Here is a 25,854-nt window from a genome sequence, read left to right as displayed (position 1 = left end):
AACTTTTGCTGATCTCAAACCACGGCAAAGCAAGCGAAACATGAACTTCGTCCGCACTCTGACCCTGCGCCAGCTGCAAATCTTCGTCGTGGCCGCCCGCCATCTAAGCTACGCTCGTGCTGCCGAGGAATTGCACCTGACGCCGCCGGCCGTATCGATGCAGTTGAAGCAGCTCGAGGACAACGTCGGCCTGCCGCTCTTCGAGCGCATGGGGCGCGGCGTGGCGCTGACTGATGCGGGCGAGCTGCTAGTGCACCACGCGTTGCGCGTGCTGGGCGAGATCAAGGATGCCGAGGCCAACCTGCAGGCCATGCTGGGGGCGGAGAGCGGGCAGATTTCGGTGGGGCTGGTCAGCACCGCGAAGTACTACATGCCGCGCCTGCTGGCCCGCTTTGCCCAGCAGCATCCGGGCATTGAGGTGCAGTTTTCGGTCGGTAATCGCGAGTCGCTGCTGCAAAAGCTGCAGGACAACGCCATCGACCTCGCCGTGATGGGCCGTATTCCGACCGAGATCGACGCCCACGCCGAACCGCTGGCACCGCATCCTTACGTACTGATCGGCCCGGCCGACCATCCGCTGCGCGGGGCGCGTCGCTTCGACCTGCATGAGTTGCGCCACGAAACCTTTTTGCTGCGCGAGGAAGGCTCCGGTTCGCGCCGGGTGGCCGAGGAAATGTTCAAGAACCACCTGTTCACGCCGCAGCGCACGATCAGCATGGGCAGCAACGAGACGATCAAGCAGGCGGTGATGGCCGGCATGGGCGTGGCGCTGATTTCGCTGCATACACTGCCGCTGGAATTGAAGACTGGCGAGGTCAGCGTGCTCGATGCGATCGGGACGCCGATCGAGCGCACCTGGTACGTTGTGCATATGAACGCCAAGCGCCTGTTGCCGGCCGGCCAGCGTTTCCGTGAGTTCTTGCTCGATTGCGCCGCCGAGGCGCTGGATCAGGAGTTTGCCGTCTTCTTGCAGACAGCTTGAGCGGCACTCGGGGCGCTGCGGTTTTTGCCCGAAACGGGCAGTGCACCGCAGCAGTGCCCTTTTATTGCGTCAGAACAGCTCGATGTCGCCGTCGTCCTTGCTCATGGCGTGCTGGGCGGCGTTGCCGCCGCGGATCGATTCGGCCTTGACCTGGGAATCGACCAGCAACTGGACGAGGCTGTCGCAGCGAGTGCGGAAGCGCTTCAGGCCGTCCTTCTCGCTCTGATCCTGTTGCAGGCGCAGGAAAGCATGCAGGTAGCTGCCGACGTTGTTGGTGCGCTGGCTGATGCGGCTCATCATCTGGGTGACGATATCCTCGAACTGCATGGCCATCACGCCTTCCTGCGTCATGCCGTGCATCTGCTCGGTGATTTCGGTGATGTGGCGCGAGTGTTCGCGGGCCTTGTCGGTCAGTTCCATCAGTTCGGCGCCGAGTTCGGCCAGGGTGGCCTGCGAGCGCTCGGCAATGCTGAGGTCGATCTGGGTTGCTTCGTTGACGCGGCTGCCGACGGTTTGCAGCGAGACCAGGATGTCGTCGAGGGCCTTGCGGATGTCGACGTTGAAATCGGCGGTGCGGGCAGCCAGGTTGCGCACTTCGTCGGCAACCACGGCAAAACCGCGCCCGGCTTCGCCGGCACGGGCCGCTTCGATGGCGGCGTTGAGGGCGAGCAGGTCGGTCTGCTTGGTGATGCCGGAGATGTCGTTGAGAGTACCGGTGATGTTCGAGACCTGGCCCTGCATTTGCTCGAAGCTGGCGGCGATGCCGTGGCTGGTCGCTTGCAGTTGCGTCATCTTGCTGACGAATTCGGCGATCAGCGTGTTGGTCTCGTCGAAGAAACGCTGCAGGCCGGCCTGTTCGGCAGCGTGCGAGTTGTCCGAGCCGGTCATCTGCAACATTTCCTCGATCAGCGAACGCAGGATCTGGCGCTGGTCGGAGGATTGCGACTCCAGGCCGGTCAGGCTGCCGCTGATGCGGCTGACCGAGGCGCGGATCAGTTCCTGGGCCTCGGACATTTCCTTTTCCAGCGAGGTGAATTGCAGGTCGGCGTGAGCCATCGCTTCGCTCGACAGCACGTGGTATTCGGCCATGACCTTCTGCAGTTCGCTCACATAGCCCTGGTTGCGCGCTTTCCAGCGTCGGCGTTCGCCGAAAGACAAGGCCATGGCGCCGATCAACACAAGGCCGATGAGCAGGAACAGCCAGCCGGGCGGCGTGCCGCCGGCCAGGCCCCAGAGGCCCAGGCCCAGGCTGAGGGTTAAGGTAATTCCGATAAGCAGGTCGTCGATTCTTGTCATTATGTTGTTGCTTGAATGGGAGATCAGTCAGTGCTGGATGGGCTGTGGCAGAAGCGAATTTCCTGAGGATACGGGAAAAAGTCCTCGACGTGTCCGTCTCGGATCTTTTGTTGCGCTTCCTGCCAGAATTTCGGTGTCAGCAGATCCTTGTGATGCTTCATGAAAGTCTTGCGCACGGTCGGCGAGCCGAGCAGGAAAGTGGCGAATTCCTCCGGGAAAACGTCGCCACGATTGACCGGATACCACACCTCGCCCGACATCTCGGTCTCGAAGTCCGGCGCCGGGGGAATCTTGCGGAAGTTGATGTCGGTCATGTATTCGATTTCGTCGTAATCGTAGAAGACGACGCGGCCATAGCGCGTGATGCCGAAATTCTTCCACAGCATGTCGCCCGGGAAGATGTTGGCCTGCGCCAGCTCGCGGATGGCATTGCCGTATTCCTTGATGGCGTGCTCCAGGCCTTCCTGGTTGTTGCTCTTGTCCATCCGGTCGAGGTGGATGTTGAGCGGCTCCATGCGGCGCTCGATGTAGAGGTGCTTGATGATCAGCTGCTCGCCGTCGACCTCGAACTTGCTGGGGGCGAGCCGGCGCAGTTCGTCGAGCACCTCGTCGTCGAAGCGCTTCAGCGGGAACATCACGTTGGAGAATTCCAGCGTGTCGGCCATCCGCCCGACGCGGTCGACCTGCTTCACGAGCAGGAACTTGCGCTTGACCGTCGCTTGGTCCATTTCCTTCGAGCTGCCGAAGACGTCCTTGATGATCTTGAAGACGTAAGGGTAGGAGGGCAGGGTGAACACCAGCATGACCAGACCACGGATGCCGGGGGCCATGATGAATTGGTCTTCGGAATGGTGCAGGTGGTAGATGAAATCGCGGAAGAACATGGTCTTCCCCTGCTTGCCGAGGCCGAGCATGATGTAAATCTCGGAGCGCGGCTTGTTCGGCATGATGGCGCGCAGGAACTGGACGTAGCCCGAAGGCACTTCCATGTCCACCATGAAGTAGGCGCGCGACAGCGAAAAGAGCAGGCCGATGCGCCAGGCGTCGAGCAGGATGGTGTCGAGGTAGAGCCTGCCGTCGTCATCGTGCAGCACCGGGATGGTGAAGGGGTACTCGATGGCGCCGTTGATTGCCTTGCCGATGATGTAGGCGGCCTTGTTGCGATAGAAGGCCGATGCCAGCACCTGGATCTGGAAGTTGAACTCCCGCTTGGGCATGGTCTCCAGGAAGTGGCCGATGGCGCGATAGACGTGATCGACATCGCGCTCCAGGTCGGCGAAGGGGCGGTGCCAGTTGAAGTCGAGCACGATCTGCCGGATGGCGCCGCGCAGGCCGTCTTCCTTGACGTAGTAGCTGCGGTAGGTCGGGTCGAAATCGGCTTCCAGGTTTTCGGTCGAAATGGTCGGCCGGACGAAGATGAAATCGTTGTGGAAGTAAGTGCGGTGCAGAATCTTGGTTGTCACCGAGTTGAAGAAGGTCTCGGCCAGTTCCGGCTGCTTGTGGTTGAGCAAAAGGCCGATGTAGAGCAGCTTGACCTGCTGCCAAGTGGCGTCGTCGAGATGCTCGGCGTCGAATTCGTTGCGCAGGCGTTCGACGCATTCGTCTACCCGGTCGTCGTAGAAGCGGATGCGCTCCTTGACTGCTTCTTGCACCCCCGGCCAGTCGCCATGCTCGAAGCGGGTCTTGGCCTCGCGGCAGGTCTGGCGAAACAGCGTGTAGTGCTTGTTGAAACCCTGGATCATGGCCAGGGCGATATGGTGGGCGTTGGTGCCGTAGAGGCCGACGGAAATTTTCACGCGCGCTCTCCCTCCTCAGGGAATCCATATTACCACTCGTAACAATGGCTTAGAGCGGCTCTTTGGCAAATTTGGTGAATCCTTCCCGCGATGTGAAACGCCACTTCGTTGACTGAGATCGAAACGCAGCAGATACTTCCAATGTTTTGCTGCAGCAGAACCGGTTTACAAAGGGCACGGTGCGTCCGAGGCCCCATAACTCAATCCAACGCAAGGGGATATTCATGGCTGGTGGAAAGTCCAAAATCATCTACACGCTGACCGACGAAGCGCCGCTGCTGGCGACGTGCGCGTTCCTGCCGATCGTCCGTACGTTCACGGAACCGGCCGGCATCGAAATCGAAAAGGCCGACATTTCCGTGTCCGCCCGCGTCATCGCCGAATTCCCCGAGTTCCTGACCGAAGAGCAGCGCCTGCCGAACACCCTGGCCGAGCTGGGCAAGAAGTGCCTGCTGCCGGAAACCAACATCATCAAGCTGCCCAACATTTCCGCTTCCGTGGCCCAGTTGAAGGCCTGTATCAAGGAACTGCAGGAAAAGGGCTACAAGATCCCCGATTACCCGGAAAACCCGACCACCGACGAAGACAAGGCCCTCAAGGCCCGCTACGGCAAGTGCCTGGGTTCCGCCGTGAACCCGGTGCTGCGCGAAGGTAACTCCGACCGCCGCGCGCCGGGCGCCGTCAAGAACTACGCTCGCAAGCACCCGCACTCCATGGGCGAGTGGAAGCAGTGGTCGCAGACCCATGTCTCCCACATGCACGCCGGTGACTTCTACCACGGTGAAAAGTCCATGACCCTGGACAAAGCACGCCGCGTGCGCATGGAGCTGATTGCCAAGGGTGGCAAGATTTCCGTCCTGAAGCCGGAAGTGAAGCTGCAGGAAGGCGAGATCATCGACTCCATGTTCATGAGCAAGAAGGCGCTGTGCGACTTCTACGAAAAGGAACTGGAAGATTGCCGTCAGTCCGGCATCCTGTTCTCGTTGCACGTCAAGGCGACCATGATGAAGGTCTCGCACCCGATCGTCTTCGGTCACTGCGTCAAGATCTACTACAAGGAAGCTTTCGAGAAGCACGCCAAGACTTTTGACGAGCTGGGCATCAACGTCAACAACGGCATGGTCGATCTGTACGAGAAGATCAAGCAGTTGCCGGAATCGAAGCGCGACGAAATCATCCGCGACCTGCACGCTTGCCAGGAACACCGTCCGCGTCTGGCCATGGTTGATTCGGCCAAGGGCATCACCAACTTCCATTCGCCGAACGACGTGATCGTCGATGCCTCCATGCCGGCCATGATCCGTCAGGGCGGCAAGATGTGGGGCGCCGATGGCAAGCCTTACGACTGCAAGGCCGTCATGCCGGAATCGACCTTCGCCCGCATTTACCAGGAGATGATCAACTTCTGTAAGTGGCATGGCAACTTCGATCCGAAAACCATGGGCACCGTGCCGAACGTCGGCCTGATGGCCCAGCAGGCCGAAGAATACGGCTCGCACGACAAGACCTTCGAAATCGCCGAAGACGGCATCGCCAACATCGTCGATATCGACACCGGCGAAGTGCTGCTGACGCAGAACGTCGAAGCCGGCGACATCTGGCGTATGTGCCAGGTCAAGGACGCGCCGATCCGCGACTGGGTCAAGCTGGCCGTCACCCGCGCCCGCAACTCCGGCATGCCGGCCGTCTTCTGGCTGGACCCGTACCGTCCGCACGAAGCCGAGCTGATCAAGAAGGTCGAGAAGTACCTGAAGGATCACGACACCACTGGCCTCGACATCAAGATCCTGTCGCAGGTCCGCGCCATGCGCTTCACGCTCGAGCGCGTGATCCGCGGCCTCGACACCATCTCGGTGACCGGTAACATCCTGCGCGACTACCTGACCGACCTGTTCCCGATCATGGAACTGGGCACCTCGGCCAAGATGCTGTCCATCGTTCCGCTGATGAACGGCGGCGGCATGTACGAAACCGGTGCCGGCGGCTCCGCCCCGAAGCACGTGCAGCAGCTGACCCAGGAAAACCACCTGCGCTGGGATTCGCTGGGCGAATTCCTGGCCCTGGCTGTTTCTCTGGAAGAGCAAGGCCTGAAGGACGGCAACAAGCGCGCCATCCTGCTCGCCAAGACCCTGGATGCCGCGACCGGCAAGCTGCTCGACAACAACAAGTCGCCGTCGCCGAAGACCGGTGAGCTGGACAACCGCGGTTCGCAGTTCTACCTGGCCATGTTCTGGGCCCAGGAGCTGGCTGCTCAGACCGAGGACAAGGAACTGGCTGCCCACTTCTCCAAGCTGGCCAAGACCCTGACCGAGAACGAAGCCCAGATCGTGGCCGAGTTGAAGACGGTGCAGGGCAAGCCGGTGGATATCGGTGGCTACTACAAGGCCGATTCCGAGAAGTGCAAGGCTGTCATGCGTCCGAGCCCGACGCTGAACGCCGCACTGAAGGCCGCCCGCGGCTAAGGCAAACGATCGATCCGGCGGCCGTGCGCCGCCCGACGAAAAAAGCGAAGGTCATCCGGCCTTCGCTTTTTTGTTTTTTTGCCTGTTTTGCCTGGTGCACCGCAGCAGTTCGCTGTGTAGCGAAAGAAGGCTGACAGCTTTTGCCATTTTGCGCATAATCGTCTCCGCTGCCCGGCCGCGAAAACGGCATGCCGGGCCTTCCCGTCGCAGAGGCAAGACGCGCCTGCCGCGTCGCATAACAAGGCAAGGAGAGACTATGGCTTCACATCTCAAGGTTCCGCAGGGTGGTGCGAAAATCGTTCCGGGGCAGGCGATTCCGGATAACCCGATCATCCCGTTCATCGAAGGCGACGGCATCGGCATCGACATCACGCCGGTCATGATCAAGGTGATCGACGCCGCCGTCGAAAAAGCCTACGGCGGTAAGAAGAAGATCCACTGGATGGAGGTCTATGCCGGCGAGAAATCGACCCGCATCTACGGTCCGGACGAGTGGCTGCCGAAGGAAACCTTCGATGCGCTGAAGGAGTACTCGGTGTCGATCAAGGGACCGATGACGACGCCGGTCGGCGGCGGCATCCGCTCGCTGAACGTGGCCTTGCGCCAGGAGCTCGATCTCTACCAGTGCGTGCGTCCGGTGCGCTATTTCAAGGGCGTGCCCAGCCCGCTGAAGAATCCGGAACTGACCGACATGGTCATCTTCCGCGAGAACACCGAGGATATCTACGCCGGTGTCGAATGGGCGGCCGGTTCCGAGGGCGTCAAGAAGGTGGTCGAATTCCTGACCAAGGAAATGGGCGTCAAGAAGATTCGCTTCCCGGAAACCTCGGGCATCGGCATCAAGCCAGTCTCGGTCGAAGGCACGGCGCGACTGGTCCGGGCCGCGATCCAGTACGCCATCGACAACGACCGCAAGTCGGTGACCATCGTGCACAAGGGCAACATCATGAAATTTACGGAAGGTCTCTTCCGTGACACCGCCTACAAGCTGGCGCAGGAAGAGTTCGGTGCCCAGCCGATCGACGGCGGTCCATGGTGCCACTTCACCAACCCGAAGACCGGTCGCGAGATCACCGTCAAGGATTCCATCGCCGACGCCTTCCTGCAGCAGATCCTGCTGCGCCCGGCCGAGTACGACGTGATCGCCACCACCAACCTGAACGGCGACTACATCTCCGATGCGCTGGCCGCTCAGGTCGGCGGCATCGGCATCGCGCCGGGGGCGAACATTTCCGACCAGTACGCCTGCTTCGAGGCAACGCACGGCACGGCGCCGAAATATGCCGGGCTGGACAAGGTCAATCCGGGCTCGCTGATCCTCTCTGCCGAGATGATGTTGCGCCACCTCGGCTGGAAAGAAGCCGCCGACCTCGTCATCAAGGGCATGGAAGCGGCCATCGGCGACAAGCAGGTGACCTACGATTTCGCCCGCCTGATGGAAGGGGCTGACGAAATCTCCTGTTCGGAATTCGGCGATGCGATGATCGCCCGCATGTAAGCGTTTCGGCTCCCGAAAAAGCCTCCTGCGGGAGGCTTTTTCATTGCCGGGCGGGTCTGCTCGGACGTGCTTCTCCGAAAAGTGAGGCCGCTGGTATCGGGTTTCATATTTGACGATTTGTCGGGAAGGGCGGCACAGGGTATTTTCTCGCCTTGACCCAGCTCAACCACTCGCGCATGCCCCACGACGACGCCCTGCCGCCGATGTTCGCCAACGCCGAGGCGACCTTGGAAAAAACGCGTCTGATGTTCCGCAATGCGGGGATCGCGCAGTTTGTCGTCGTCCTCAACGCTTCCATCCTGCTTCTCGCGCTGGGCTGGAGCGCGGCACCGCTCTGGGCCTGGTTGTGGTGGGGAGCGATGCTGTTGGGTGCCGGCGCGCGCTATACGCTGGCCCGTACATTCCTGAAAGTCCAGCCGATGGCCTCAGAGGCCAGCCGTTGGCAACGCTGGGGCTGCATCGGTGCCATCCTGGCCGGCCTGCTGTGGGCGGCCGGCATTTCACCGATGATGTTGATCGAGCCGGGGGCGACGCGTTATTTCGTCGCCCTGGTCGCCGCCGGCATGTTTGCCGGTGCCGTGCCCTTGCTGGCCCCGGTGCCGACGGCCTTTCGCGGCTATGGGCTGCCGATGGCGCTGTCGGTGATTGTCACGGCACTACTTGATTCGCATGGCGTGCGCGACTGGATGCTGGCCTTCATGGCCTTCTTGTTCACGATTTCCATGCTGCAGGCCTGCCATTACTACCATCAGACGCTGGATCGCTCCTTCGTCCAGGCCGCCGAGATGAGGGCGATGGCCGAGCGCCTGGAAAAGGCGTTGCGTGGTACCGAAGCGGCCAACCTGGCGAAGAGCCAGTTCCTGGCCACCATGTCGCACGAGATTCGCACGCCGATGAACGGCATCCTGGGCATGGCCCAGTTGTTGATGCTGCCCGGACTGGTCGAGGCCGAGCGGCAGAAGTACGTGCAGGTCATCATGAATTCCGGGCAGACCTTGCTGACCCTGCTCAACGATATCCTTGATCTCTCCAAGATCGAGGCCGGCCGGGTCGAACTCGAGGAACTGCCTTTCCAGCCCGAGTATCTGCTACATGAACAACTGGCGCTGTTTGGCGAAGAGGCAGCGGCCAAGGGGGTGCAGCTTTCGGCACACTGGCTGGGCAGCCCGGCCTTGCGCTACCGCGGCGACCCAGCAAGGATCGGTCAGATGCTGACCAACCTGATTGGCAACGGCATCAAGTTCACCGACCGCGGTTCGGTGCGGGTCGAGGGGCGGGTCGTGGCCAGCGAGGGCGATAGCGTGCGTCTCGAGTTTTCGGTCAGCGATACCGGGATCGGCATACCAGCCGACAAGGTCTCGCTGCTCTTTCAGCCGTTTTCGCAGGTCGATGCATCGACGACGCGGCGTTTCGGCGGCACCGGGCTCGGGCTCTCCATCGTGCGCAACATGGCCGAACTGATGGGGGGCGAGGCCGGAGTGGAGAGTCGCGAAGGCGAGGGCAGTCGTTTCTGGTTTACGGTGACTGTCCTGGCCGACCACTCGCCGCTGGAACTACCGCCCAGCGCCGAACCGGCCAAGGCAGCCGACCAAACGACCAAGAAGAATACGCAGCTCCGCATTCTCGTGGTCGACGACGAGCCGCTGAACATGATGGTGGTCAGCGCCATGCTCAAGAAGATGGGGCACGTCGTCGAGACGGCGGTGAATGGCGAGGAAGCGGTACAGAAAGTGTGCGAGGCCGCGCTACCGGATCTGGTCCTGATGGATTGCCACATGCCGGTGCTCGACGGCTATCAGGCAACCCAGCGCATTCGCGATCACGAGCGCCTGCACGGCAGTCCGCCGGTGGCCATCGTCGCCCTGACGGCCGATGCCTTTGCCGAGAACCGGGAGCGTTGCCTGGCGGTCGGCATGAACGATTTTCTCAAGAAGCCGGTGAACGTCGGGGAGCTGAGTGGTATCCTCAAACGGATTGCCGATGCCCGTTCCCCACTAGTTTCTTCGTGAGTTCACAACCCGTTGCCGTCTTCGATTCCGGTCTTGGAGGACTGACCGTCCTGCGCGCCTTGCGCGCGCGTCTGCCGCACGAAGACTACTTTTATTTCGCCGATACCCGCTTCCTGCCGTATGGCGACAAGCCCGAGGTTTTCCTGCGTGAACGTGGGGTGGCCATCGCCCAGGCGCTTGCCCAGCGCGGCGCCAAGGCGCTAGTCGTTGCCTGCAATACGGCGACGGCGGCGGCCGCAGAAGCTATCCGGGCGGCCACGCCGATTCCCATCGTCGCTCTCGAACCGGGCGTGAAACCGGCGGCAGGGCTGACACAGTCGGGTGTAATTGGCGTCCTGGCGACGACGCGCACACTCCATAGCGAACGCTTCCAACGCCTGATCGGCAACCATGCCAACCATGTCCGGGTGGTGGCCCAGCCCTGTTCCGGCCTGGCCGACGCAATCGAGAGCGAGGGGCCGACCAGCTCTCGTGTCGAGGCCCTGCTCGATACCTTCGTCGCACCGCTGGCCGCGGCCGGGGCCGACGTGGTCGTGCTCGGCTGCACGCATTATCCGTGGGTGCGCGAAGGCATTGCCCGGCGCATGCCCGCCGGCACCGTACTGCTCGATACGGGCGAGGCGGTGGCCCGCCAACTTGAGCGCCTGCTCGCGGCGGGCAATCTGCTTGGCGGCGGGCACGGACGGTTGGCCGTACATACCAGCGGGGCGCCGCAACAAGTGACTGCTACGGTGCACCGGCTGTGGGGCGAAAAATTGCCGGTCGAACATTGGGAGCCCTGACATGAGCCAAGCACAGAAACCCCTGGCCGGCCTCAAGGTGGTCGAACTCGGCACGCTGATCGCCGGCCCATTCTGCACGCGCATCCTGGCCGAATTCGGCGCCGAGGTGATCAAGGTCGAAGCGCCCGATGGCGGTGATCCGCTGCGCAAGTGGCGCAAGCTGTACGAAGGTACCTCGCTATGGTGGTACGTGCAGGCGCGCAACAAGAAATCGGTGACGGCCAACCTGAAGCATCCGGACGGACTGAAATTCGTCCGCGAACTGATCGCCCAGGCCGACATCCTGGTCGAGAACTTCCGTCCCGGCGTGCTGGAGAAGCTTGGGCTGGGCTGGGAAACGCTACGGGCCGACAACCCCGGCCTGGTCATGGTTCGCCTCTCCGGTTTCGGCCAGAGCGGGCCATACAAGGAGCAACCTGGCTTCGGCGCGGTCGGCGAGTCGATGGGCGGACTGCGCTACATCACCGGCTTCCGGGACCGGCCACCGGTGCGCACCGGCATCTCCATCGGTGATTCCATCGCTGCGCTGTGGGCCGCCATCGGCGCGCTGATGGCCTTACGTCACCGCGAGGTCAATGGCGGTCAGGGGCAGGTGGTCGACGTGGCCTTGTACGAGGCGGTGTTCGCCATGATGGAATCGATGGTGCCGGAGTTCGACGTCTTCGGTTTCGTGCGCGAGCGCACCGGCAACATCATGCCCGGTATCACGCCATCGAATACACACACCACGCGCGATGGCAAGCATGTCACCATCGGCGCCAACGGCGACGCCATCTTCAAGCGCTTCATGCTGGCCATCGGTCGCGACGATCTGGCCAACGATCCGACGTTGGCCGACAACGCCGGGCGCGATGCGCGGCGCGACGAAATCTATGCCCTGATCGATACCTGGTGCGCCGGGCTGGATGAAGCGGAAGTCCTCGATGTCCTGGCCAAGGCCGAGGTGCCGTCGTCGCGTGTTTATTCGGTCACCGACATGTTCGCCGACCCGCAATTCATTGCCCGCCAGATGTTCGAAAGCGGCCAATTGCCGGATGGCAGAGCCTTCAAGATGCCTGGCATCGTCCCCAAGCTGTCGGCGACACCGGGGGCAACGGAATGGCTGGGGCCCGCCTTGGGCGAGCATACGGATGCGGTATTGCGGGAGCTTGGCTACGGCAGCGAGGCCATTGCCGGTCTGCGCAACGTGGGCGCCATCTGAAACGAGGGCGCCCGCGCTGAGCTAAGGATCAGACGCGGAAGCGGCCGATCATCGCCTTCAGGTTGTTGGCGATTTTTTCCAGTTCGTGGGCGTTGTCGGCCGTGCCACGGATGGTGGCCGTGGTTTCTTCGACCATATTGGCGATCTGCTCGACGCGCTGGGCGATGGAGGTGCTGGCAGCGCTTTGTTCCAGAGTCGCATCGGCAACTTCGCCGACGCGCTCCAGGGTGCGGCGGGCGCCTTCCTCGATGGCTCGCAAGGATTCCGAGGCCGATTCAGCCAGCTGAACGCCTTGTTCCACTTCCGGCAATGCCGTGCCCATGGCGTCGACAGCACCGACGGTGTCGGCCTGGATGCCGGTGATCATCTGCTCGATCTCGGTGGTGGCCAGCGAGGTGCGTTCGGCCAGTTTGCGTACTTCGTCAGCAACCACCGCGAAGCCACGCCCCTGTTCGCCGGCGCGGGCGGCTTCGATGGCGGCGTTGAGGGCCAGCAGGTTGGTCTGGCCAGCGATGTCCTTGATCACGTTGGCGATGGAGGAAATCTGGTTGGCACGCTCTTCCAGGGCGCGGATACGTTCGGAGGCGTCAGTTACGGTCGAGGAAATCTGCTGGATCGCTCGTGCCGCTTGCTCGACGCGTCCGGCGCCCTGGCCGGACAGCTCGACGGCTTCGCTCGAATCGCGTGAGGTTTCGCGGGCGCTGTCGGAAATGTGATTGGAGCTGACGGTCAGTTCCTCAATGGCTGCTGCCATTGCCGAAGTAGCATCGGCCTGGTGTTCGGCCGCCTTGGCGACTTCATCGGAAGCAGTGGCGATCTGTTCGGCATTGGCCACCAACTGATTTGCGTCCTGATGAATTTCACTGACCATCTGACGCAACGAGGAAACCATGCCGCCGAGGGCGCTGAGCAGGCTGCCTTGTGGCGCGTTGCCGACATCGGCAGTGAGATCGCCGGCAGCGACGCGTTGCATGATTTCGGTGGCCAGCTTGGGTTCGCCGCCGAGTTGCTTGATGACGCTGTTGCTGACCATCCAGCCAAAAACGATCAGGACGACCAGCAGTGCGATGGAAATGCCGCCGAGCAGCATGGCGTTCTTGCGATATTCGGTGTCGACGTCGTCGATGTAGATGCCGGTACCCAGCATCCAGTTCCAGGGCGTGAACAGCTTGGCATAGGAGAGCTTGGGCTCGGCCTTCTGCTGACCGGCGCGCGGGAACCAGTAATCGACAAAGCCACCGCCAGCCTGGGCGGCAGAGATCAATTCCCTGATCAACAGCTTGCCGTTGCTGTCCTTCAGGTCGATCTTGTTCTGCCCTTCCATGGCCGGGTTGCCCCCATGCAGGTAATAGAGCCCTGAGGTGTCGGTACCGAAGAAATAGTCATCCTTGCCGTAACGCAGGCCACGCAGGGCATTACGGGCTGCCTGCTTGGCGTCGACTTCGCTTAGCTTGCCTTCGCTGACCAGCTTGTGGTGGTGGGCCAGGATGCCCATACCGACCTCGACGATATTTTGCGTCGTCGCCTTGCGGTCTTCCAGCATGCTGTCTTTGAGCTGGTACAGCGCCGAGAGGCAGAGAATCAACAGGCCGACCAGGGTCAGGGCCACCAGAATCTGCATGCGCGATGAGACGCGCAGGTTACTTAGGGCGTTCATGCTTGCTCCTCCCGGAATTGTGTTTGATGGGTATCAGATTTGGTGAATCTGGTTTTTTAATTATAAAACGCTAAATTATAAAAGTCTTCTAAAATTAGGCGGCTAGGGTGCTTTTTGCTATTTCAGGCGAAAGCGTACCGGGAGTACGGCTTCGCGCGGGGCGTCGGACGGCAGCGAGCGCAGGGAACGAACGGCGCGCAGTGCCGCGGCATCAAGCAAGGGATAGCCGCTGCCTTGTTCGACACGGGCAGCAACGACGGTGCCGGACTCGTCGACGATGATCAGGACGAGCACTTCGCCTTGTTGGCCCTGGGCGATGGCTTCGGCCGGATAGAACTGCCCGGCGGCATCGAGCTGTTTCAGGTGCTGGCGGACGACCTCGGTCCACGGACGCGCCTTGTTGGGTTGCGAACGCGCTGCTTTGGCCGTCGGGGGCGGGGGCGGCTCGCTGCGCGGCTTGGGTTGCTCGGGCATGGTCAGCGGCAGATCGGCAGGCGGCGGCTTGGGTGCCGGCGGGCGCAATTCGGCGACGATCGGTGCTGCGGTGGACGGTCGTTTTTGGGCAAAATCCGGCAGCGACACAAATGGCAGTACGTGCAGGAGCAGCGAGAGCAGCAAGGCGATGCCGAGCCGACGCAGGTTGCGGGTCGTGAGAGAATGCGCGGATTGCAAATTGGCGAGAGTTCGGAAGATGCGGATGGTGAAACAGCGAGTGGCGGCAATGATAATCGGTATGACCCTGGTTTTGCCGGGCCTGGCCGCCGAAAAGCAGAACGGTGTTGCGCTGCCGTCGCCCATCGCCTTTTCCAACAACATCGAACTGGGCGATATCGCCCAGGCGACCGAGTGGCTGGATGCCGGCATGCCGCCGGATTTCGTCGGCGGCCGTATCGGCACCGGGCTGATGATCGCCGCCTGGGAAGGCAATCTGCCGATGATGCGACTGTTCATCTCGCGCGGCGCTGACATCAATGCCATCAACAGCAACGGCGAGACGGCGGTGGCGCTAGCCGCCTGGCGCGGCAAGCTGGAAGCAGTCAAGTGGCTGATCGAACGCGGAGCGCGCATCAATCCGCCGGCCAAGCAATGGTCGGCGCTGCATTACGCGGCCTTTTCCGGGCACGAAGAGGTGGTCGATTACCTGCTGGAGCAGGGGGCGGACATCAATGCGCGCAGCACCAATGGTTCCAGCGTCCTGATGATGGCGACTTATGAAGGTAAGCACGACATTGCGCGCAAGTTGATCGAGAAGGGCGCCGACCGCACGGTCAAGAACGATTGGGGCGATGGCGCGCTGGAATGGGCGATGCGTTACAACCACCTCAACATCGCGCGCATGGTCAGTAACCCGGAAGAATTCAATATTGCGATCAGTCAGCCCAAGGAAAAATGGGGCGAGCCGACGCGTTCCATGCGCATGTCCAAGGAACTGGAAGCTTTGCTCAACATGCGCGAGAAGCTGGTCGAGCGCAATATGGCGACGGACGCCATCGACAAGCGCATTGCCGCCGAACGTGTGCGCATCATGCGCGCCGAACTCGATCGTCCGGCACCGGCGCGAGCCGCCAGCCTGGAAATCACGGCCAGCCGCGACAAGCCGCAGCAGCAGTCGGCCAATATCGTCTATGACGAGAAGGGCAAGGCCGTCGGCTATAAGGTTCCCCCGGCGACCTTCACCGGCAAGCCGCGCATGCCGCCGAAGGTGCCGGTGAGGAATTACTGATCAGTCTTCCAGCGGGCGGTTGGCGACTTCCGGCAGGAAGAAATAACCGACGACGGTGGCCATGATGAGTAGGACCGTGGGATACCACAGGCCGGCCAATGGGCTGGCGAACTGCACGCCCAGCCAGGTGACCATGAAGGGCGACATGCCGCCGATCCAGCCGGCCGACAGGTTATGCGGCAGGGCGACGGCGGTATAGCGGGTGCGCGCCGGGAACAGCTCCGGCAGCGTCGCCGTCTGCGGTCCGGTGATGCAGGCGAGCGGCACGACCAGCACGAGCAGCAGCAGGGTCAGCATGGTCGTGTCCGGCGTCGGCAGCGTGCCGTAGTGCAGCAGGCCCTGAAAAACCGGGAAAATGGCCAGTGCACCGCAGATAAGGCCGGTGAGCAGCACCGGGCGACGGCCGATGCGGTCGGACAGCCAGCCGCAGAACAGCGTGGCCGGGAAGAGCGCAAGGGTCGAGATCATGACCAACCCGCTGGCCTGGGCTGCCGGCAACTTGACCACGGTCTTCAAGAAGACGTTGGTATACACCTGCGCCGAGAAGAAGATCAGCGAGCCGCCGGCCGAAATGCAAAAGAAGAGCAGGCCCATGCGGCCCAGCGTCTGCTTGTCGCGCAGGCAGTCACGCAGCGGTGCCTTGGCCAGGGCGTTCTTTTCGCGCAGGTGACGGAAGACGGGCGATTCATGCAGGTTCAGGCGGCTCTTGATTGAAATGGCGAGCAGCACGGCGGAGAGCAGGAAGGGAATGCGCCAGCCCCAGGTCTTGAAGTCGGCGTCGTCGAGAAAGTGTTGCAACACGACGATCTGCAGCGTCGAGGCCATCATGCCGAGCGGTCCCATCAGTTGCAGCACGCTGGTGTACAGGCCGCGTCGGCCTTCCGGGGCGTGTTCCGTCAGGTAAACCGAGGCGCCACCGATTTCGCCGCCAACCGACAAGCCTTGCAGCATGCGCAGGAATAACAGCAGGGCCGGGGCGAGCAAGCCGACCTGCTCGTAGGTCGGCAGCAGGCCGACGCAGACTGTGGCCAGGCCCATCAGCACGATGGTGACGAGAAAGATGGTACGGCGGCCATGGCGGTCGCCTAGTGAGCCGAAGAGTGCGGCGCCGAGCGGGCGGACGATCATGCCGATGCCGAAGGTGCCGAGGCTGGCAAGCAATGCGGCAACCGGATCGTCGGCCGGGAAGAAGAGCACGCCGAAATAGGTGGCCAGCGACGCGAAGGTCAGGAAGTCGTACCACTCGAGGAAAGTGCCGAAGCAGGCGGCAACGACGACCTTCTTCTGGATGTTGGAATCGGAATGGCTGGCGGTCATGATGGAGCCGAGTTGGAAAAAAGCGAATTATCGCCGGTACACCGCAGCAGTCCAATTGCCAAGCTGCAATGACTGATGCAAACTGTTTGGGATATCGATCAGGGGGTGGCGATGCTATACGTGGCGCGAGACAAGGAAGGCCGGATTCGTGAGATGCATCCGGCGCCGCATGGCGATGCGCAGGAGGCGCTGCCCGCCGATAACGCCGAGGTGCTGGAATTCATCAACGAACGCTGGCGCCAGAACGAAATGCTGCAGCTCGACCTTGATTTCATCCGCGTCATCGAAGACTTGATCGAATTGCTGATCGCCAAGAAAGTCATCCTGGTCACCGACCTGCCGCCGCAGATCCAGGAAAAACTGATGCGCCGGAAGATTGCCCGTCAGCAGATCACGCTGGAAGAGAGCGTCGGCATGCAGGGTGACGACATCATCCCGATCTAGCTTCAGGCATTCGTCGTCATCACCGCCTTGACCAGCTCGGCCAGGGTACGGACTCCCATTTTTTCCATGACCCGGGCGCGGTGCGCTTCGACGGTCTTCATGCTGATGTTTAGCTCGTCGGCAATCTGCTTGTTGAGCTTGCCGGCGACGACGAGATCGAGCACTTCGCGCTCGCGCTGGGTCAGTTGATCGAGGCGATGGGTGATGGCGCCGTCGCGCTCGCGGCGGGCGGCCATCTGGGCATCCAGTTCGAGGGCGCGACGGATGCGGCCGAGGAGGTCTTCGTTGTGGAAGGGCTTCTCGATGAAATCGCAGGCGCCGCGTTGCAGGGCGGAAACCGCCATCGGAACGTCGCCATGGCCGGTGACGAAGATGATCGGCAGGGTCGAGCCCAGCGCATCCAGTTTCTCATGCAGTTCCAGGCCGCTCATCTCAGGCATGCGTACGTCCAACACCAGGCAGCCGCGCAGCCCGTCGTGGCGCGCTTTCAGATAGCTTTCGGCGGAGTCGAAGCAGGCCACCCGATAACCTTCGCCCTCGAGCAGCCAAGTCATCGAATCGCGCATCGCTTCGTCGTCATCGACGACATAGATTGTTTGCAACTCACTCATCTTCTTCCTCGCGCGGAACCGTGAAGTGGAAGAGCGTCCCTCCCTCGCGACGCGGTTCCACCCATAGCCTGCCCTGGTGAAACTCGACGATGGAGCGGCAGATGGCGAGGCCAATGCCCATGCCTTCCGGCTTCGTCGTATAGAACGGTGCAAAGATACGTTCGATATCCTCTTCTGCCAAGCCATGTCCGAGATCGGCCACGGAAATTTCCAGCATGCGCTCGTCCACCGGGCGGGCCGCGATGGTCAGGCGACGACGCTCAAAGGGGACGTCGGCCATGGCTTCGATGCCGTTGCGCACGAGGTTGAGCAGTACCTGCTCGATCATGATGCGATCAACCACGATACGCGGCAGGTCCTCCGGCAGATCGACGACGATCTGCGTGCCGGTACGTTGGGCTTCGATGTCGGCGAAGGCACGGGTTTCGTCCACCAGATCGGCCAGGCTCACCGGCTGGCGGTTCGGCTCGCCCTTCTTGACCATGTCGCGCATGCGGCGAATGATCTTGCCTGCCCGCTCGGCCTGTTCCGAGGCCTTCTGCATGGCGCCGAGCAGGTCGTCCAGGCGGTAGTTGCCTGATTGCATGCGCTTGACGCAGCCAGCGCAGTAATTGGCGATGGCGGAGAGCGGCTGGTTCAGCTCATGCGCCAGAGAACTGGCCATTTCGCCCATGGTGATCAGACGCGAGGTTTGTTCCAGGCGCTTTTGCTGCTGCAGGTTAACTTCCTCGATATGCTTGCGGTCGGTGATGTCGGCAGCGATCTGCACGCGTACGGTGCGGCCGTCCACCCAGCGGATCGCCCGTTCGTGGATGTGGTACCAGTGGCCGGAGAGCACGTGCTGGATTTCGCCGTCGAACAGTTCGCACGGCAGTTGCTCGACGCTCAGTGTCGCCGGATCGAAATGCAACCATTCGTTGGCCGGACGGCAGGCGGCGGTAACCTGGGCGGAGTTCTTGCCGACGGCATCGAAACCGAAGATGTTCTGGAAGGCCCGGTTGGCGAAGAGGATTTCGCCGGTCTGCACGTCGGCCACATGGACCGGCGAGTCGAGACCATCGATCACCGTCGTGAAGCGCTCGTGCGCCCGCTCCAGTTCGACGCGCACGCGCTTCGGCTCGGTGATGTCGTTCATCGACGCCATCCAGCCGATCTGCTGTCCGTCGGTGGTATCGATCAGCGGTGAGAAATACAGTCGGACATCGAAACGCTCGCCGTTCTTGCGCATGATGCGCATCTCGAAGCCACTGGCCGGAGCCTGTCCGCTCAGGGCCATGCGGATGTTGCTCTCCAGTCGGTCGAACTCTTCGGGCGGCCAATAGGGGTAAGGCGGCTTGATGCCGACCAGTTCGGCTTCGTCGAAACCGGTCATGCGGCAGAAGGCGGCATTGACGAAGGTGATCCGCCCTTCGAGATCGATGGCGCGCAGGCCGGTGATCATCGATTGCGACATCGCCTGACGGAAGGCGTAGGCGGCGCGCAGCTTTTCCTCGGTGTCGGCCCGGCTTTGCGAATGGCGGCGCAACTGGATCAGCGTGATGGTGGCAATCAGGGTCAACACGATGATCAGCGCTGCCGGCACGAATTGCAGCCAAGTGCCGCCGCCGCGATAGGCGACGAGGTTCAGGCCGAGCCGGTTGTTCGGAAAGTCGAGGTTGATCGCCCCGCTGATGCGCTTGTCGGTCGGCTTGATCGACGAGTTGCTATATACCTCGCGGTTGGCACTATCGACGATACTGACGCTGTAGCGCGTGGTGAATAGCGTCGGCAGACTGGTGCGCAGCAGGATTTCCAGCGACTGGATGGCGACGAAGGCGCCGATATCGGCGCTGCCGCGTTGTACGGGCAGGATGATGTCGTGCAGCGGCTTCTGGAAGACGTCCGGATAATCGCGCGAAACGCTCTCGCGCCGCACACGCAGCGCCTCCTGCAGAGCTTCCAGGCGGCTACCGGCCAATTGCTCGCCGACGAAGGTCACGGTGGATTCGTTCGGTGCCACCCATTCGATCTTGCCCTCAGTATCGACCCAGACGATGGCCAGGATTTCCGGTGCTTCGCGCACATAGCGCGAGGCGCGGACCTGAAAGGACTCGTAAGTCAGCTGCTTGAATTCCTGTTCGCGGCCAAGTTCGCCAAGGAAGTCGACATGAGCATGCAGACGACTCTCGATGGTTCGCTCGGCCCAATGCATGTCGCCTTCGAGCGCCGAGCGCGCGGTGTCATGCTCGCGCCATTGCAGCAGGCCGGTGACGATGAGCATGGCCACGGCAAAAATGCCGATGGCAATGTAGGGGGCAAGCCAGAGCCGGGTTTGCCTGGGCGATGGAGCAGACGGACGGAGAAACATGCCTCAATTGTTCTCTGGGGAGCCTCTTGCGGCCATTGGTGCTAACCCTAACGGCATCGTTAGCGAATTGATAGAGGCGATCAGGCTCGGGAGTTGCCGGACTGGGGCGCAACCAACGGAATCACCAGTTCGAAGGTGCTGCCCATGCCTTTTTCGCTATGGGCGGCAATACTGCCGCCCAATACGTTGAGGACGATATTGTGCGCAATGTGCAAACCGAGCCCAGTGCCACCACGCCCCATTTTGCTGGTGACGAAGGGGTCGAATATCTTCGGTAGCATCTCTTCCGGAATCCCACACCCGTCATCGCTGACCGACAGTTTCAATTGCCCATGCTCCTGCAGAACAGCGGTAACGGAAATCGTTCCTTCGCCCTTGTCGGCAAAAGCATGCATGGTGGCGTTGCCGATCAGGTTGGTCAGAACCTGACCGAGCGGCCCCGGGTAGCTATCCATCTGTATGCCCTGGGGGACATCCGCCTGTAGCTTGGCAGCGCTGTGCCGCAAGGTGGGCTGCAGCGTAAGGACGACTTCATGGATCATTTCATCAAGTGCGAAACTGCGTCGCTGCGAACTGGTTTGGTCGGCGGCAACCTGCTTGAAACTGCTGACCAGTTCGGCAGCACGCTGCAGGTTGCGTTGCGCAATATCCGAGCCCGTATCGACCGCTTGAACCAGAGTGTCCAGCATGGAGCGCTTGAGTCCTTCGGCGCTTTGGTCGCGGAAGGTCTTGAGCGCCTTGCGCAGGGTGGTGACAGCCATGACGCCGTTGCCGATAGGGGTGTTCAATTCATGGGCGACGCCGGCCACCAGCGAACCCAGCGAAGCGAGTTTCTCGGACTGGATCAATTCATGCTGGGTAATTTGCAGGCGTTCTAGCGCTTCCGACAACTCCTGGTTCGATTGAGCCAGTTGCTCTGTCCGTTTCTGTACGCGCTTTTCGAGTTCTGCATTGAGTTCCCGAATGTCCGTCACATCCTCGGCGACCCAGATGATCCGCCATCTACCACTCAAAAATGCTTTTCGGACGTTGATCTGTGCCAGAAACTCCGAGCCATCCTTGCGGACCAGCCAGGCTTCGAGATGCGCCTGGCCGAACTCCTCAATATCGTGGAGCAAGGTGTCACGCAGACTTTTGTCTTTCCACAGGCCAAGCTGCTGGCCATTCTTGCCCAGCAATTCGTCACGCTGATAGCCTAGCAAGTCGACGATGGCGTCGTTGACGCGGATGAAGGCATAGTTGTTCGCGATGTCGGCGACCAGCATTCCGGCAGGCGAGAGTTCGAAGATCGCTTCGAGTTCCTGCTCGCGGTCGCGGATCGAGCGCTCCATGCTTTCCAGGTGGTACGAGAGTTGATTGAGTTCGATGACCGAACTGCGTGGCCACTGACTGACAGCCTTGCCGTCGGCCACGCGACGTGCCCCATCGGCGATGGCCTTGATCGGGCGAGCCATGCGCGTGGTCCACAGAGGAGCGAGAACGAGGCTGAGCACTATCAGGCTCAGCAAGGTCATCCCTCCCAGGTCAATGACGGTGCGCAATTTGGGAGCCTTGAATCCGCTCGGACTCTTGACGATGAAGGACCACCCCAGTACATGCGACCTGGCAGCAGCCATCTGGTAGTCGGTAGCCTCGAAGCGGAGTGAAGACTGGACGAAGTCCTTGTTGCGTATCTCGTTGAAAAAGGTTTGCGCCGACAGGTTGGTGACGCCGACGCGGCGCTTATCCTCGGTATCTGCCAGAATCTCGCCGTAGGCATCGGCAACCCAGATCGAGAGATCCTTCGGGTTCCCCGTTTCTGTGACGGTTTTCAGGATCAGCTCGAGGGGGATTTCGCCGATCACCACTTCGTTGCCAGTCCAGACACCGATGGCGACCGAGAGGCGCTGCGATACCGGAGAGAGATATTTGTCGCTCCAGACCGTCTGCAGCCTCTGGGTGACCTGATTGCGCAGGCGATTATTCGAGAGGTCGCTGTTCAACAGGTCGTTCAGTCGGGATTGCGCATTATCGTCCTTGATTGAGGCCTGCGTTACGCGCCCGTCGGGGCGAATGCGATAGACCGCGGAATAGCCGTTTTGGTGTGTCAGTCGATCGAGCAGCACCTGGCTGTTCTTGAAAGTGCTGGTTGAGCTTGAGAGCGCGCTAGCCAGCAATTCAAGCTGCCCCTCGAGCAGCGAAAGGGCGTGTTCCGTTCGTTGCGCCAGGTCGAGGCTCTTTGCCGATAATTCGTCCCGGGCTTCCTCGGCCAGACGAGGTTGGTAGTAGGCAAGCAGGAGCAGGAAAGTGAACAGGAAGGCAATGGCAGAGGCTAGTGCCAGCAGGCCGGTCAAGGAACTGCTCAGATGCCAGCGAGGTTCGATTCTCATGGCAGAGTGACGAACTGTCCGTCCTTGATCGTGGCAAAGCGTGCCGCGCGGAGCGTATCGCCGTTACGGTCGAACTGTATGGTTTCCTGGAGGCCGCGGTAGGGGCCGGATTTGATCAAGGTTTCCTTGAGCGCTTGCCCCTTCACGCGGCGACTGAGTGCATCTATGGCGACGGTTGCCGCATCATGTGCCAGCACACTGGCAAATGCCAGTTCGCGCCCGTAGCGTTCCCGATATTTATCGCGCAGGGCAACAAATGAAGCTGAGTTATCCTGGCTGGAGAACTGCTGCAGGGTGATCAGTCCGTCAACCGCCTTGCCTCCATGTTCGAGGAGTTGTCCAGTGGCGGCCCATTCGGCAGCCAGTATCTGGATGTTGCTGCTCTGCTTGCGGGTTTGCTGGGCAAGGCGGGCAGAGTCGCCAGCGTTGGCGATCAGTATGATGGCATCGGGTGTTTCCTTCAGTGCCTCCTGGATCAACGGGGTATGGCTGGAAGCCTTGGAATCGAAGAAGGATGCGCTGGTCAGCTGCCCCCCCTGCTTTTCGAACGCTGTTTTGAACTCGTTCAGCCAGCTCTCGGAAAAGACTCTGTTGTCTTCATTGGCGATTGCCGAAATACGTTGCCACTTGGAGCGAAGGCAATAATCGGCAAAAAGCTTTGCATTGTCGCGTGTGGTGCGATTGATGCGGAACAACTGGTCGTCCTTGCCAGCAAATTTGGCGGCCGAAGCGGTCGGAGACAACATGACGACCGCGGCTTTCTCGTTGAGCGGCAGCAGGGCTTCGACCATGGCGCTGGTCATTGGGCCAATCACGATTTCAACGCCGGCAGTGAGCAATTCTTGATTGGCCTTCTTGGCGGATTCGACATCCAGGCCCGTATCACGAACGATCAGCTCGATTGGGTGACCTGCAATCCCGCCGTTTTGATTTTGCTTCTCGATGGCCAGCAGGACGCCGTTTCGTCCGCCCTCGCCAAGATCGGAAGAGTTGCCGGTCAACTCGCCGATGAAACCGATGCGGACCGGTTTGTTATCGCTACAGGCAGTCAATTGGAAAAGACAAACAGCAAGAAGCGCTAAACGAGAGCCTGTGCGGACGCGATTGCAATGAGCTTCGAGTTTCATTTGCTTTCTTCCAGCCAGGCAAGCAGCTCGGTTTCCTTGAGCGGGCGGGAGAAATGGTAGCCCTGTGCGGCACGGCAGCCGATTTCCCTCAGTTTTTCCAGTGCCTCGGCGGTTTCGACACCTTCGGCAACGGTTTTCAACTGCAGTTCGTTTCCCAGTTTGGCAATGGTGCGGACGATACGTTCGCCGCGGTCGCTGGCGGACAGGGACAGGATGAAGCTGCGGTCGATTTTGAGGTGGTCGATGGGCAGTTGTTCGAGGTAATTCAGGGACGAGTAGCCGGTGCCGAAATCGTCGATGGCGATGCTGATGCCTCGCTGGCGTAGCCGGTTCAGCAAATTGACCATGGGCGCCATGCCTTCCAGAGCGACCGATTCGGTGATTTCCAGTTCGACATTGTCCGGGCTGGTGCCGGTTTCCAGCATCACTTCATCGAGAAAATCGAAGAAATCGGCCTGGCGTAGCTGAACGGTCGAAATGTTGATGGCCATGCGCAGATCCGGCCAACCCGCCTGGCGAAAACGTTGCAAGGCACTTAGCGCTTCAGTGATGATCCAACGTCCGATCGAGACGATTAGGCCGGATTGCTCGGCAATCGGGATGAAGCGGTCTGGCGGAATCATGCTGCCGTCGTCCTGCTGCCAGCGCAACAGGGCTTCGACGCCGATGATTTGCCCGCTGTTGAGTTCGACTTGGGGCTGGTATACGAGATGCAGGCGTCTGTGCTCGAAGGCCTGGCGCAAGTCGAGGAGTAGCTGCATGCGCTCGCGGGTTTCCTGGCCGATTTCAGAAGAGAACAGCACATGCTGAGCGATACCCATCGTCTTGGCGCGGCGAAGGGCGAGATACGCATTTTTCAGGACATCCGTGCCACGCAGGTTATCGCCGAGGGCGCATAGGCCCATCGAGACGGTGATGGCATGCTCTATGTCGCTGATGCGGAAGGGGGGGGCAAAGAGCCTCTGGATGGCCGATGGGGCCAGTTGACGGTGTGATCCGACAAGGGCGAAGGCATCGCCGGCCAGTCTGGCGATGAATATTTCGCTGTCCAGGTCCTTGCGCAGGCGCAACGCCATTTCCTTCAGCAGGGCGTCGCCGTATTTGTGCCCGAACATGTCGTTGATCGCGCCGAACTGGTCGATGTCCAGCAACACCAGGGTGTCGTATTTCCTGGCCAGATTGAGCCGTTGATCGACTTCTGCCAGCAGGGCGTTCCGGTTTGGCAAACCGACCTGACGGTCGTAAAGGGCATCACGGCGCAGTTCGGCAACCAGGTCGATGTTCTTGGCGCACAGGGCAATATTGGTACAGAAAACTTCGAGCAGGTGTTGGTCGATTTCCTTGATCGGTTCGCTCGATTCGATATAGGCCGCGAAACCTTCATCCGCCGCCTTGCGGAAATAGAGGGTGACTTCCCGCTGCCCGATGATGCCCCGTTTTTCATTGAGTGCCCGGGTCAGGCAATCGAGGATATGCCGGTTGTCGATATCCGTCAGGCGGTGTTGTATCAGGTGGCGATAGTTGCCCGCGGCCGCTATGACCCGGTACTCCTGTCCGAGTTCGAAGTGTTCTTCGGCGGCGGCGCAGACCAAGCCTTCCGGTGCGATGCCGATCAGGCTGGCCAGCTGGGTGATGACTCCTTCGGCAAACGAATGCAGGCCTTTTTCTGCAATGAACTGGTTGCTTGCCGCGACGATCTTTTCTAGGCCTTGCCGGCTGGCATCTAGACGCTGTAGTTGGTCGTAGGAGCGCAGAGCGGCGGTCAGCGTCGTGAACAGCTTGGCGTGGCTAAGTTCGCTCTTTGTCTTGTAGTCGTTGATGTCATAGCGCGTGATGGTCTCGGTCTCAGGGGCCTGTCCTGGCTGGCCGGTGCGCAGAATGATGCGGGTATTGTGCAACTGGAGTTCGTTACGGATGGAGTCGACGGTTTTCAGCCCCGCGTCATCACTCTCCATGACGACATCGAGCAGAATGACTGCGATATCGGCATGCTTTCCCAGGTAGGCAATTGCTTCCTGTCCGGAGTAGGCATGCGCCAGGCTCAGGCGCCGACCGAGAATCTCAATGCCGCCGAGCGCAAATTCGGTGGCTTCATGCACATCCTGATCGTCATCGACAATCAGGATGTGCCAAGTAAGTTCCTTGTGAGATGTCTCATGCCCTTCGACGTCATCTTCAACAAAGACAAGGTCATCATCGTGTCCGGCTGACATGGTCTTCCTTTGGTGCTTTG

18 protein-coding genes are annotated in these 25,854 nt (G+C 61.0%); 8 read left to right on the top strand and 10 right to left on the bottom strand.

What is annotated here, in order from left to right; translation table 11 throughout:
• Positions 1 to 40 precede the first annotated feature (40 nt).
• On the top strand, positions 41 to 982 hold the full coding sequence (locus WIF35_RS07145; RefSeq protein WP_412480870.1) for a LysR family transcriptional regulator: 942 nt from the start codon (positions 41 to 43) through the stop codon (positions 980 to 982).
• Positions 983 to 1,051: 69 nt separating this feature from the next.
• Here WIF35_RS07145 and WIF35_RS07140 read toward each other — a convergent pair whose 3' ends face one another.
• Positions 1,052 to 2,278 carry a methyl-accepting chemotaxis protein gene (locus WIF35_RS07140; protein ID WP_412480869.1) on the bottom strand — a complete coding sequence of 409 codons (1,227 nt, stop codon included), beginning with the start codon at positions 2,276 to 2,278 and terminating at the stop codon, positions 1,052 to 1,054.
• 23 nt (positions 2,279 to 2,301) lie between these two features.
• Positions 2,302 to 4,020 carry a bifunctional isocitrate dehydrogenase kinase/phosphatase gene (aceK, locus tag WIF35_RS07135; RefSeq protein ID WP_412481223.1) on the bottom strand — a complete coding sequence of 573 codons (1,719 nt, stop codon included), beginning with the start codon at positions 4,018 to 4,020 and terminating at the stop codon, positions 2,302 to 2,304.
• 278 nt (positions 4,021 to 4,298) lie between these two features.
• Here aceK and WIF35_RS07130 point away from each other — a divergent pair, with 278 nt between their 5' ends.
• The 5 genes from WIF35_RS07130 (at position 4,299) to WIF35_RS07110 (ending at position 12,026) form a co-directional block, all read left to right on the top strand.
• The gene (locus tag WIF35_RS07130; RefSeq protein ID WP_412480868.1) at positions 4,299 to 6,536 is read left to right on the top strand and encodes an NADP-dependent isocitrate dehydrogenase; all 2,238 of its coding nucleotides are present in this window, start codon (positions 4,299 to 4,301) and stop codon (positions 6,534 to 6,536) included.
• Positions 6,537 to 6,792: 256 nt separating this feature from the next.
• Positions 6,793 to 8,034 (top strand): NADP-dependent isocitrate dehydrogenase, encoded by a 1,242-nt coding sequence (gene icd / locus WIF35_RS07125; RefSeq protein ID WP_412480867.1) that lies wholly within the window; start codon positions 6,793 to 6,795, stop codon positions 8,032 to 8,034.
• 176 nt (positions 8,035 to 8,210) lie between these two features.
• Positions 8,211 to 10,043: an ATP-binding protein gene (locus WIF35_RS07120; RefSeq protein ID WP_412480866.1), complete on the top strand. Its 1,833-nt coding sequence runs from the start codon at positions 8,211 to 8,213 to the stop codon at positions 10,041 to 10,043.
• Positions 10,040 to 10,825, top strand: coding sequence for a glutamate racemase (gene murI / locus WIF35_RS07115; RefSeq protein WP_412480865.1), 786 nt, complete (start codon positions 10,040 to 10,042; stop codon positions 10,823 to 10,825). The genes WIF35_RS07120 and murI overlap by 4 nt, the downstream gene beginning before the upstream one ends.
• Before the next feature lies 1 nt (position 10,826).
• Positions 10,827 to 12,026 (top strand): CaiB/BaiF CoA transferase family protein, encoded by a 1,200-nt coding sequence (locus WIF35_RS07110; RefSeq protein ID WP_412480864.1) that lies wholly within the window; start codon positions 10,827 to 10,829, stop codon positions 12,024 to 12,026.
• A gap of 28 nt (positions 12,027 to 12,054) precedes the next feature.
• Here WIF35_RS07110 and WIF35_RS07105 read toward each other — a convergent pair whose 3' ends face one another.
• Positions 12,055 to 13,683 carry a methyl-accepting chemotaxis protein gene (locus WIF35_RS07105; protein ID WP_412480863.1) on the bottom strand — a complete coding sequence of 543 codons (1,629 nt, stop codon included), beginning with the start codon at positions 13,681 to 13,683 and terminating at the stop codon, positions 12,055 to 12,057.
• Between the two features lie 117 nt (positions 13,684 to 13,800).
• Positions 13,801 to 14,355 (bottom strand): energy transducer TonB, encoded by a 555-nt coding sequence (locus WIF35_RS07100; RefSeq protein WP_412480862.1) that lies wholly within the window; start codon positions 14,353 to 14,355, stop codon positions 13,801 to 13,803.
• Positions 14,356 to 14,416: 61 nt separating this feature from the next.
• On the opposite strand from WIF35_RS07100, the gene WIF35_RS07095 reads away from it, so the two are divergent.
• Complete coding sequence (locus WIF35_RS07095) at positions 14,417 to 15,406, top strand: ankyrin repeat domain-containing protein (RefSeq protein WP_412480861.1); 990 nt, start codon at positions 14,417 to 14,419, stop codon at positions 15,404 to 15,406.
• On the opposite strand, the gene WIF35_RS07090 is transcribed toward WIF35_RS07095, so the two are convergent.
• A complete protein-coding gene (locus WIF35_RS07090) occupies positions 15,407 to 16,723 on the bottom strand; it encodes an MFS transporter (RefSeq protein WP_412480860.1) in 1,317 nt (438 codons plus the stop codon).
• A 75-nt stretch (positions 16,724 to 16,798) separates the two neighbouring features.
• Between WIF35_RS07090 and WIF35_RS07085 the strand changes: the two genes are divergently transcribed.
• Entirely contained in the window at positions 16,799 to 17,167 is a 369-nt protein-coding gene (locus tag WIF35_RS07085) for a hypothetical protein (protein ID WP_412480859.1), read from the top strand.
• A 2-nt stretch (positions 17,168 to 17,169) separates the two neighbouring features.
• Here the strand turns inward: WIF35_RS07085 and WIF35_RS07080 are convergent, their stop codons facing one another.
• The 5 genes from WIF35_RS07080 to WIF35_RS07060 form a co-directional block, all read right to left on the bottom strand.
• Positions 17,170 to 17,778 (bottom strand): response regulator transcription factor, encoded by a 609-nt coding sequence (locus WIF35_RS07080; RefSeq protein ID WP_412480858.1) that lies wholly within the window; start codon positions 17,776 to 17,778, stop codon positions 17,170 to 17,172.
• Positions 17,771 to 20,125, bottom strand: coding sequence for a PAS domain S-box protein (locus tag WIF35_RS07075; RefSeq protein ID WP_412480857.1), 2,355 nt, complete (start codon positions 20,123 to 20,125; stop codon positions 17,771 to 17,773). Before WIF35_RS07075 ends, WIF35_RS07080 begins: the two co-directional genes overlap by 8 nt.
• Before the next feature lie 80 nt (positions 20,126 to 20,205).
• Complete coding sequence (locus WIF35_RS07070; RefSeq protein ID WP_412480856.1) at positions 20,206 to 22,494, bottom strand: sensor histidine kinase; 2,289 nt, start codon at positions 22,492 to 22,494, stop codon at positions 20,206 to 20,208.
• Positions 22,491 to 23,621, bottom strand: a complete 1,131-nt coding sequence (locus WIF35_RS07065) for an ABC transporter substrate-binding protein (protein ID WP_412480855.1) — start codon at positions 23,619 to 23,621, stop codon at positions 22,491 to 22,493. Before WIF35_RS07065 ends, WIF35_RS07070 begins: the two co-directional genes overlap by 4 nt.
• A complete protein-coding gene (locus WIF35_RS07060; protein ID WP_412480854.1) occupies positions 23,618 to 25,834 on the bottom strand; it encodes an EAL domain-containing protein in 2,217 nt (738 codons plus the stop codon). Before WIF35_RS07060 ends, WIF35_RS07065 begins: the two co-directional genes overlap by 4 nt.
• Between the last annotated feature and the right edge of the window lie 20 nt (positions 25,835 to 25,854).

The organism is Azonexus sp. IMCC34839 (assembly GCF_047047955.1).
GTDB lineage: Bacteria > Pseudomonadota > Gammaproteobacteria > Burkholderiales > Rhodocyclaceae > Azonexus.
Note: the sequence above shows the minus strand (reverse complement) of the source record. Positions and strands in the feature narration are given on the sequence as shown.

Bases quoted from the DNA above. Each gene is read 5' to 3' on its own strand.
- WIF35_RS07075 (WP_412480857.1), bottom strand. From the start codon at position 20,125: ATGTTTCTCCGTCCGTCTGCTCCATCGCCCAGGCAAACCCGGCTCTGG.
- WIF35_RS07105 (WP_412480863.1), bottom strand. From the start codon at position 13,683: ATGAACGCCCTAAGTAACCTGCGCGTCTCATCGCGCATGCAGATTCTG.
- WIF35_RS07090 (WP_412480860.1), bottom strand. From the start codon at position 16,723: ATGACCGCCAGCCATTCCGATTCCAACATCCAGAAGAAGGTCGTCGTT.
- WIF35_RS07130 (WP_412480868.1), top strand. From the start codon at position 4,299: ATGGCTGGTGGAAAGTCCAAAATCATCTACACGCTGACCGACGAAGCG.
- WIF35_RS07085 (WP_412480859.1), top strand. From the start codon at position 16,799: ATGCAAACTGTTTGGGATATCGATCAGGGGGTGGCGATGCTATACGTG.
- WIF35_RS07065 (WP_412480855.1), bottom strand. From the start codon at position 23,621: ATGAAACTCGAAGCTCATTGCAATCGCGTCCGCACAGGCTCTCGTTTA.
- WIF35_RS07140 (WP_412480869.1), bottom strand. From the start codon at position 2,278: ATGACAAGAATCGACGACCTGCTTATCGGAATTACCTTAACCCTCAGC.
- WIF35_RS07120 (WP_412480866.1), top strand. From the start codon at position 8,211: ATGCCCCACGACGACGCCCTGCCGCCGATGTTCGCCAACGCCGAGGCG.
- WIF35_RS07110 (WP_412480864.1), top strand. From the start codon at position 10,827: ATGAGCCAAGCACAGAAACCCCTGGCCGGCCTCAAGGTGGTCGAACTC.
- icd (WP_412480867.1), top strand. From the start codon at position 6,793: ATGGCTTCACATCTCAAGGTTCCGCAGGGTGGTGCGAAAATCGTTCCG.
- aceK (WP_412481223.1), bottom strand. From the start codon at position 4,020: ATGATCCAGGGTTTCAACAAGCACTACACGCTGTTTCGCCAGACCTGC.
- WIF35_RS07060 (WP_412480854.1), bottom strand. From the start codon at position 25,834: ATGTCAGCCGGACACGATGATGACCTTGTCTTTGTTGAAGATGACGTC.
- WIF35_RS07070 (WP_412480856.1), bottom strand. From the start codon at position 22,494: ATGAGAATCGAACCTCGCTGGCATCTGAGCAGTTCCTTGACCGGCCTG.
- WIF35_RS07145 (WP_412480870.1), top strand. From the start codon at position 41: ATGAACTTCGTCCGCACTCTGACCCTGCGCCAGCTGCAAATCTTCGTC.
- WIF35_RS07080 (WP_412480858.1), bottom strand. From the start codon at position 17,778: ATGAGTGAGTTGCAAACAATCTATGTCGTCGATGACGACGAAGCGATG.
- WIF35_RS07095 (WP_412480861.1), top strand. From the start codon at position 14,417: ATGACCCTGGTTTTGCCGGGCCTGGCCGCCGAAAAGCAGAACGGTGTT.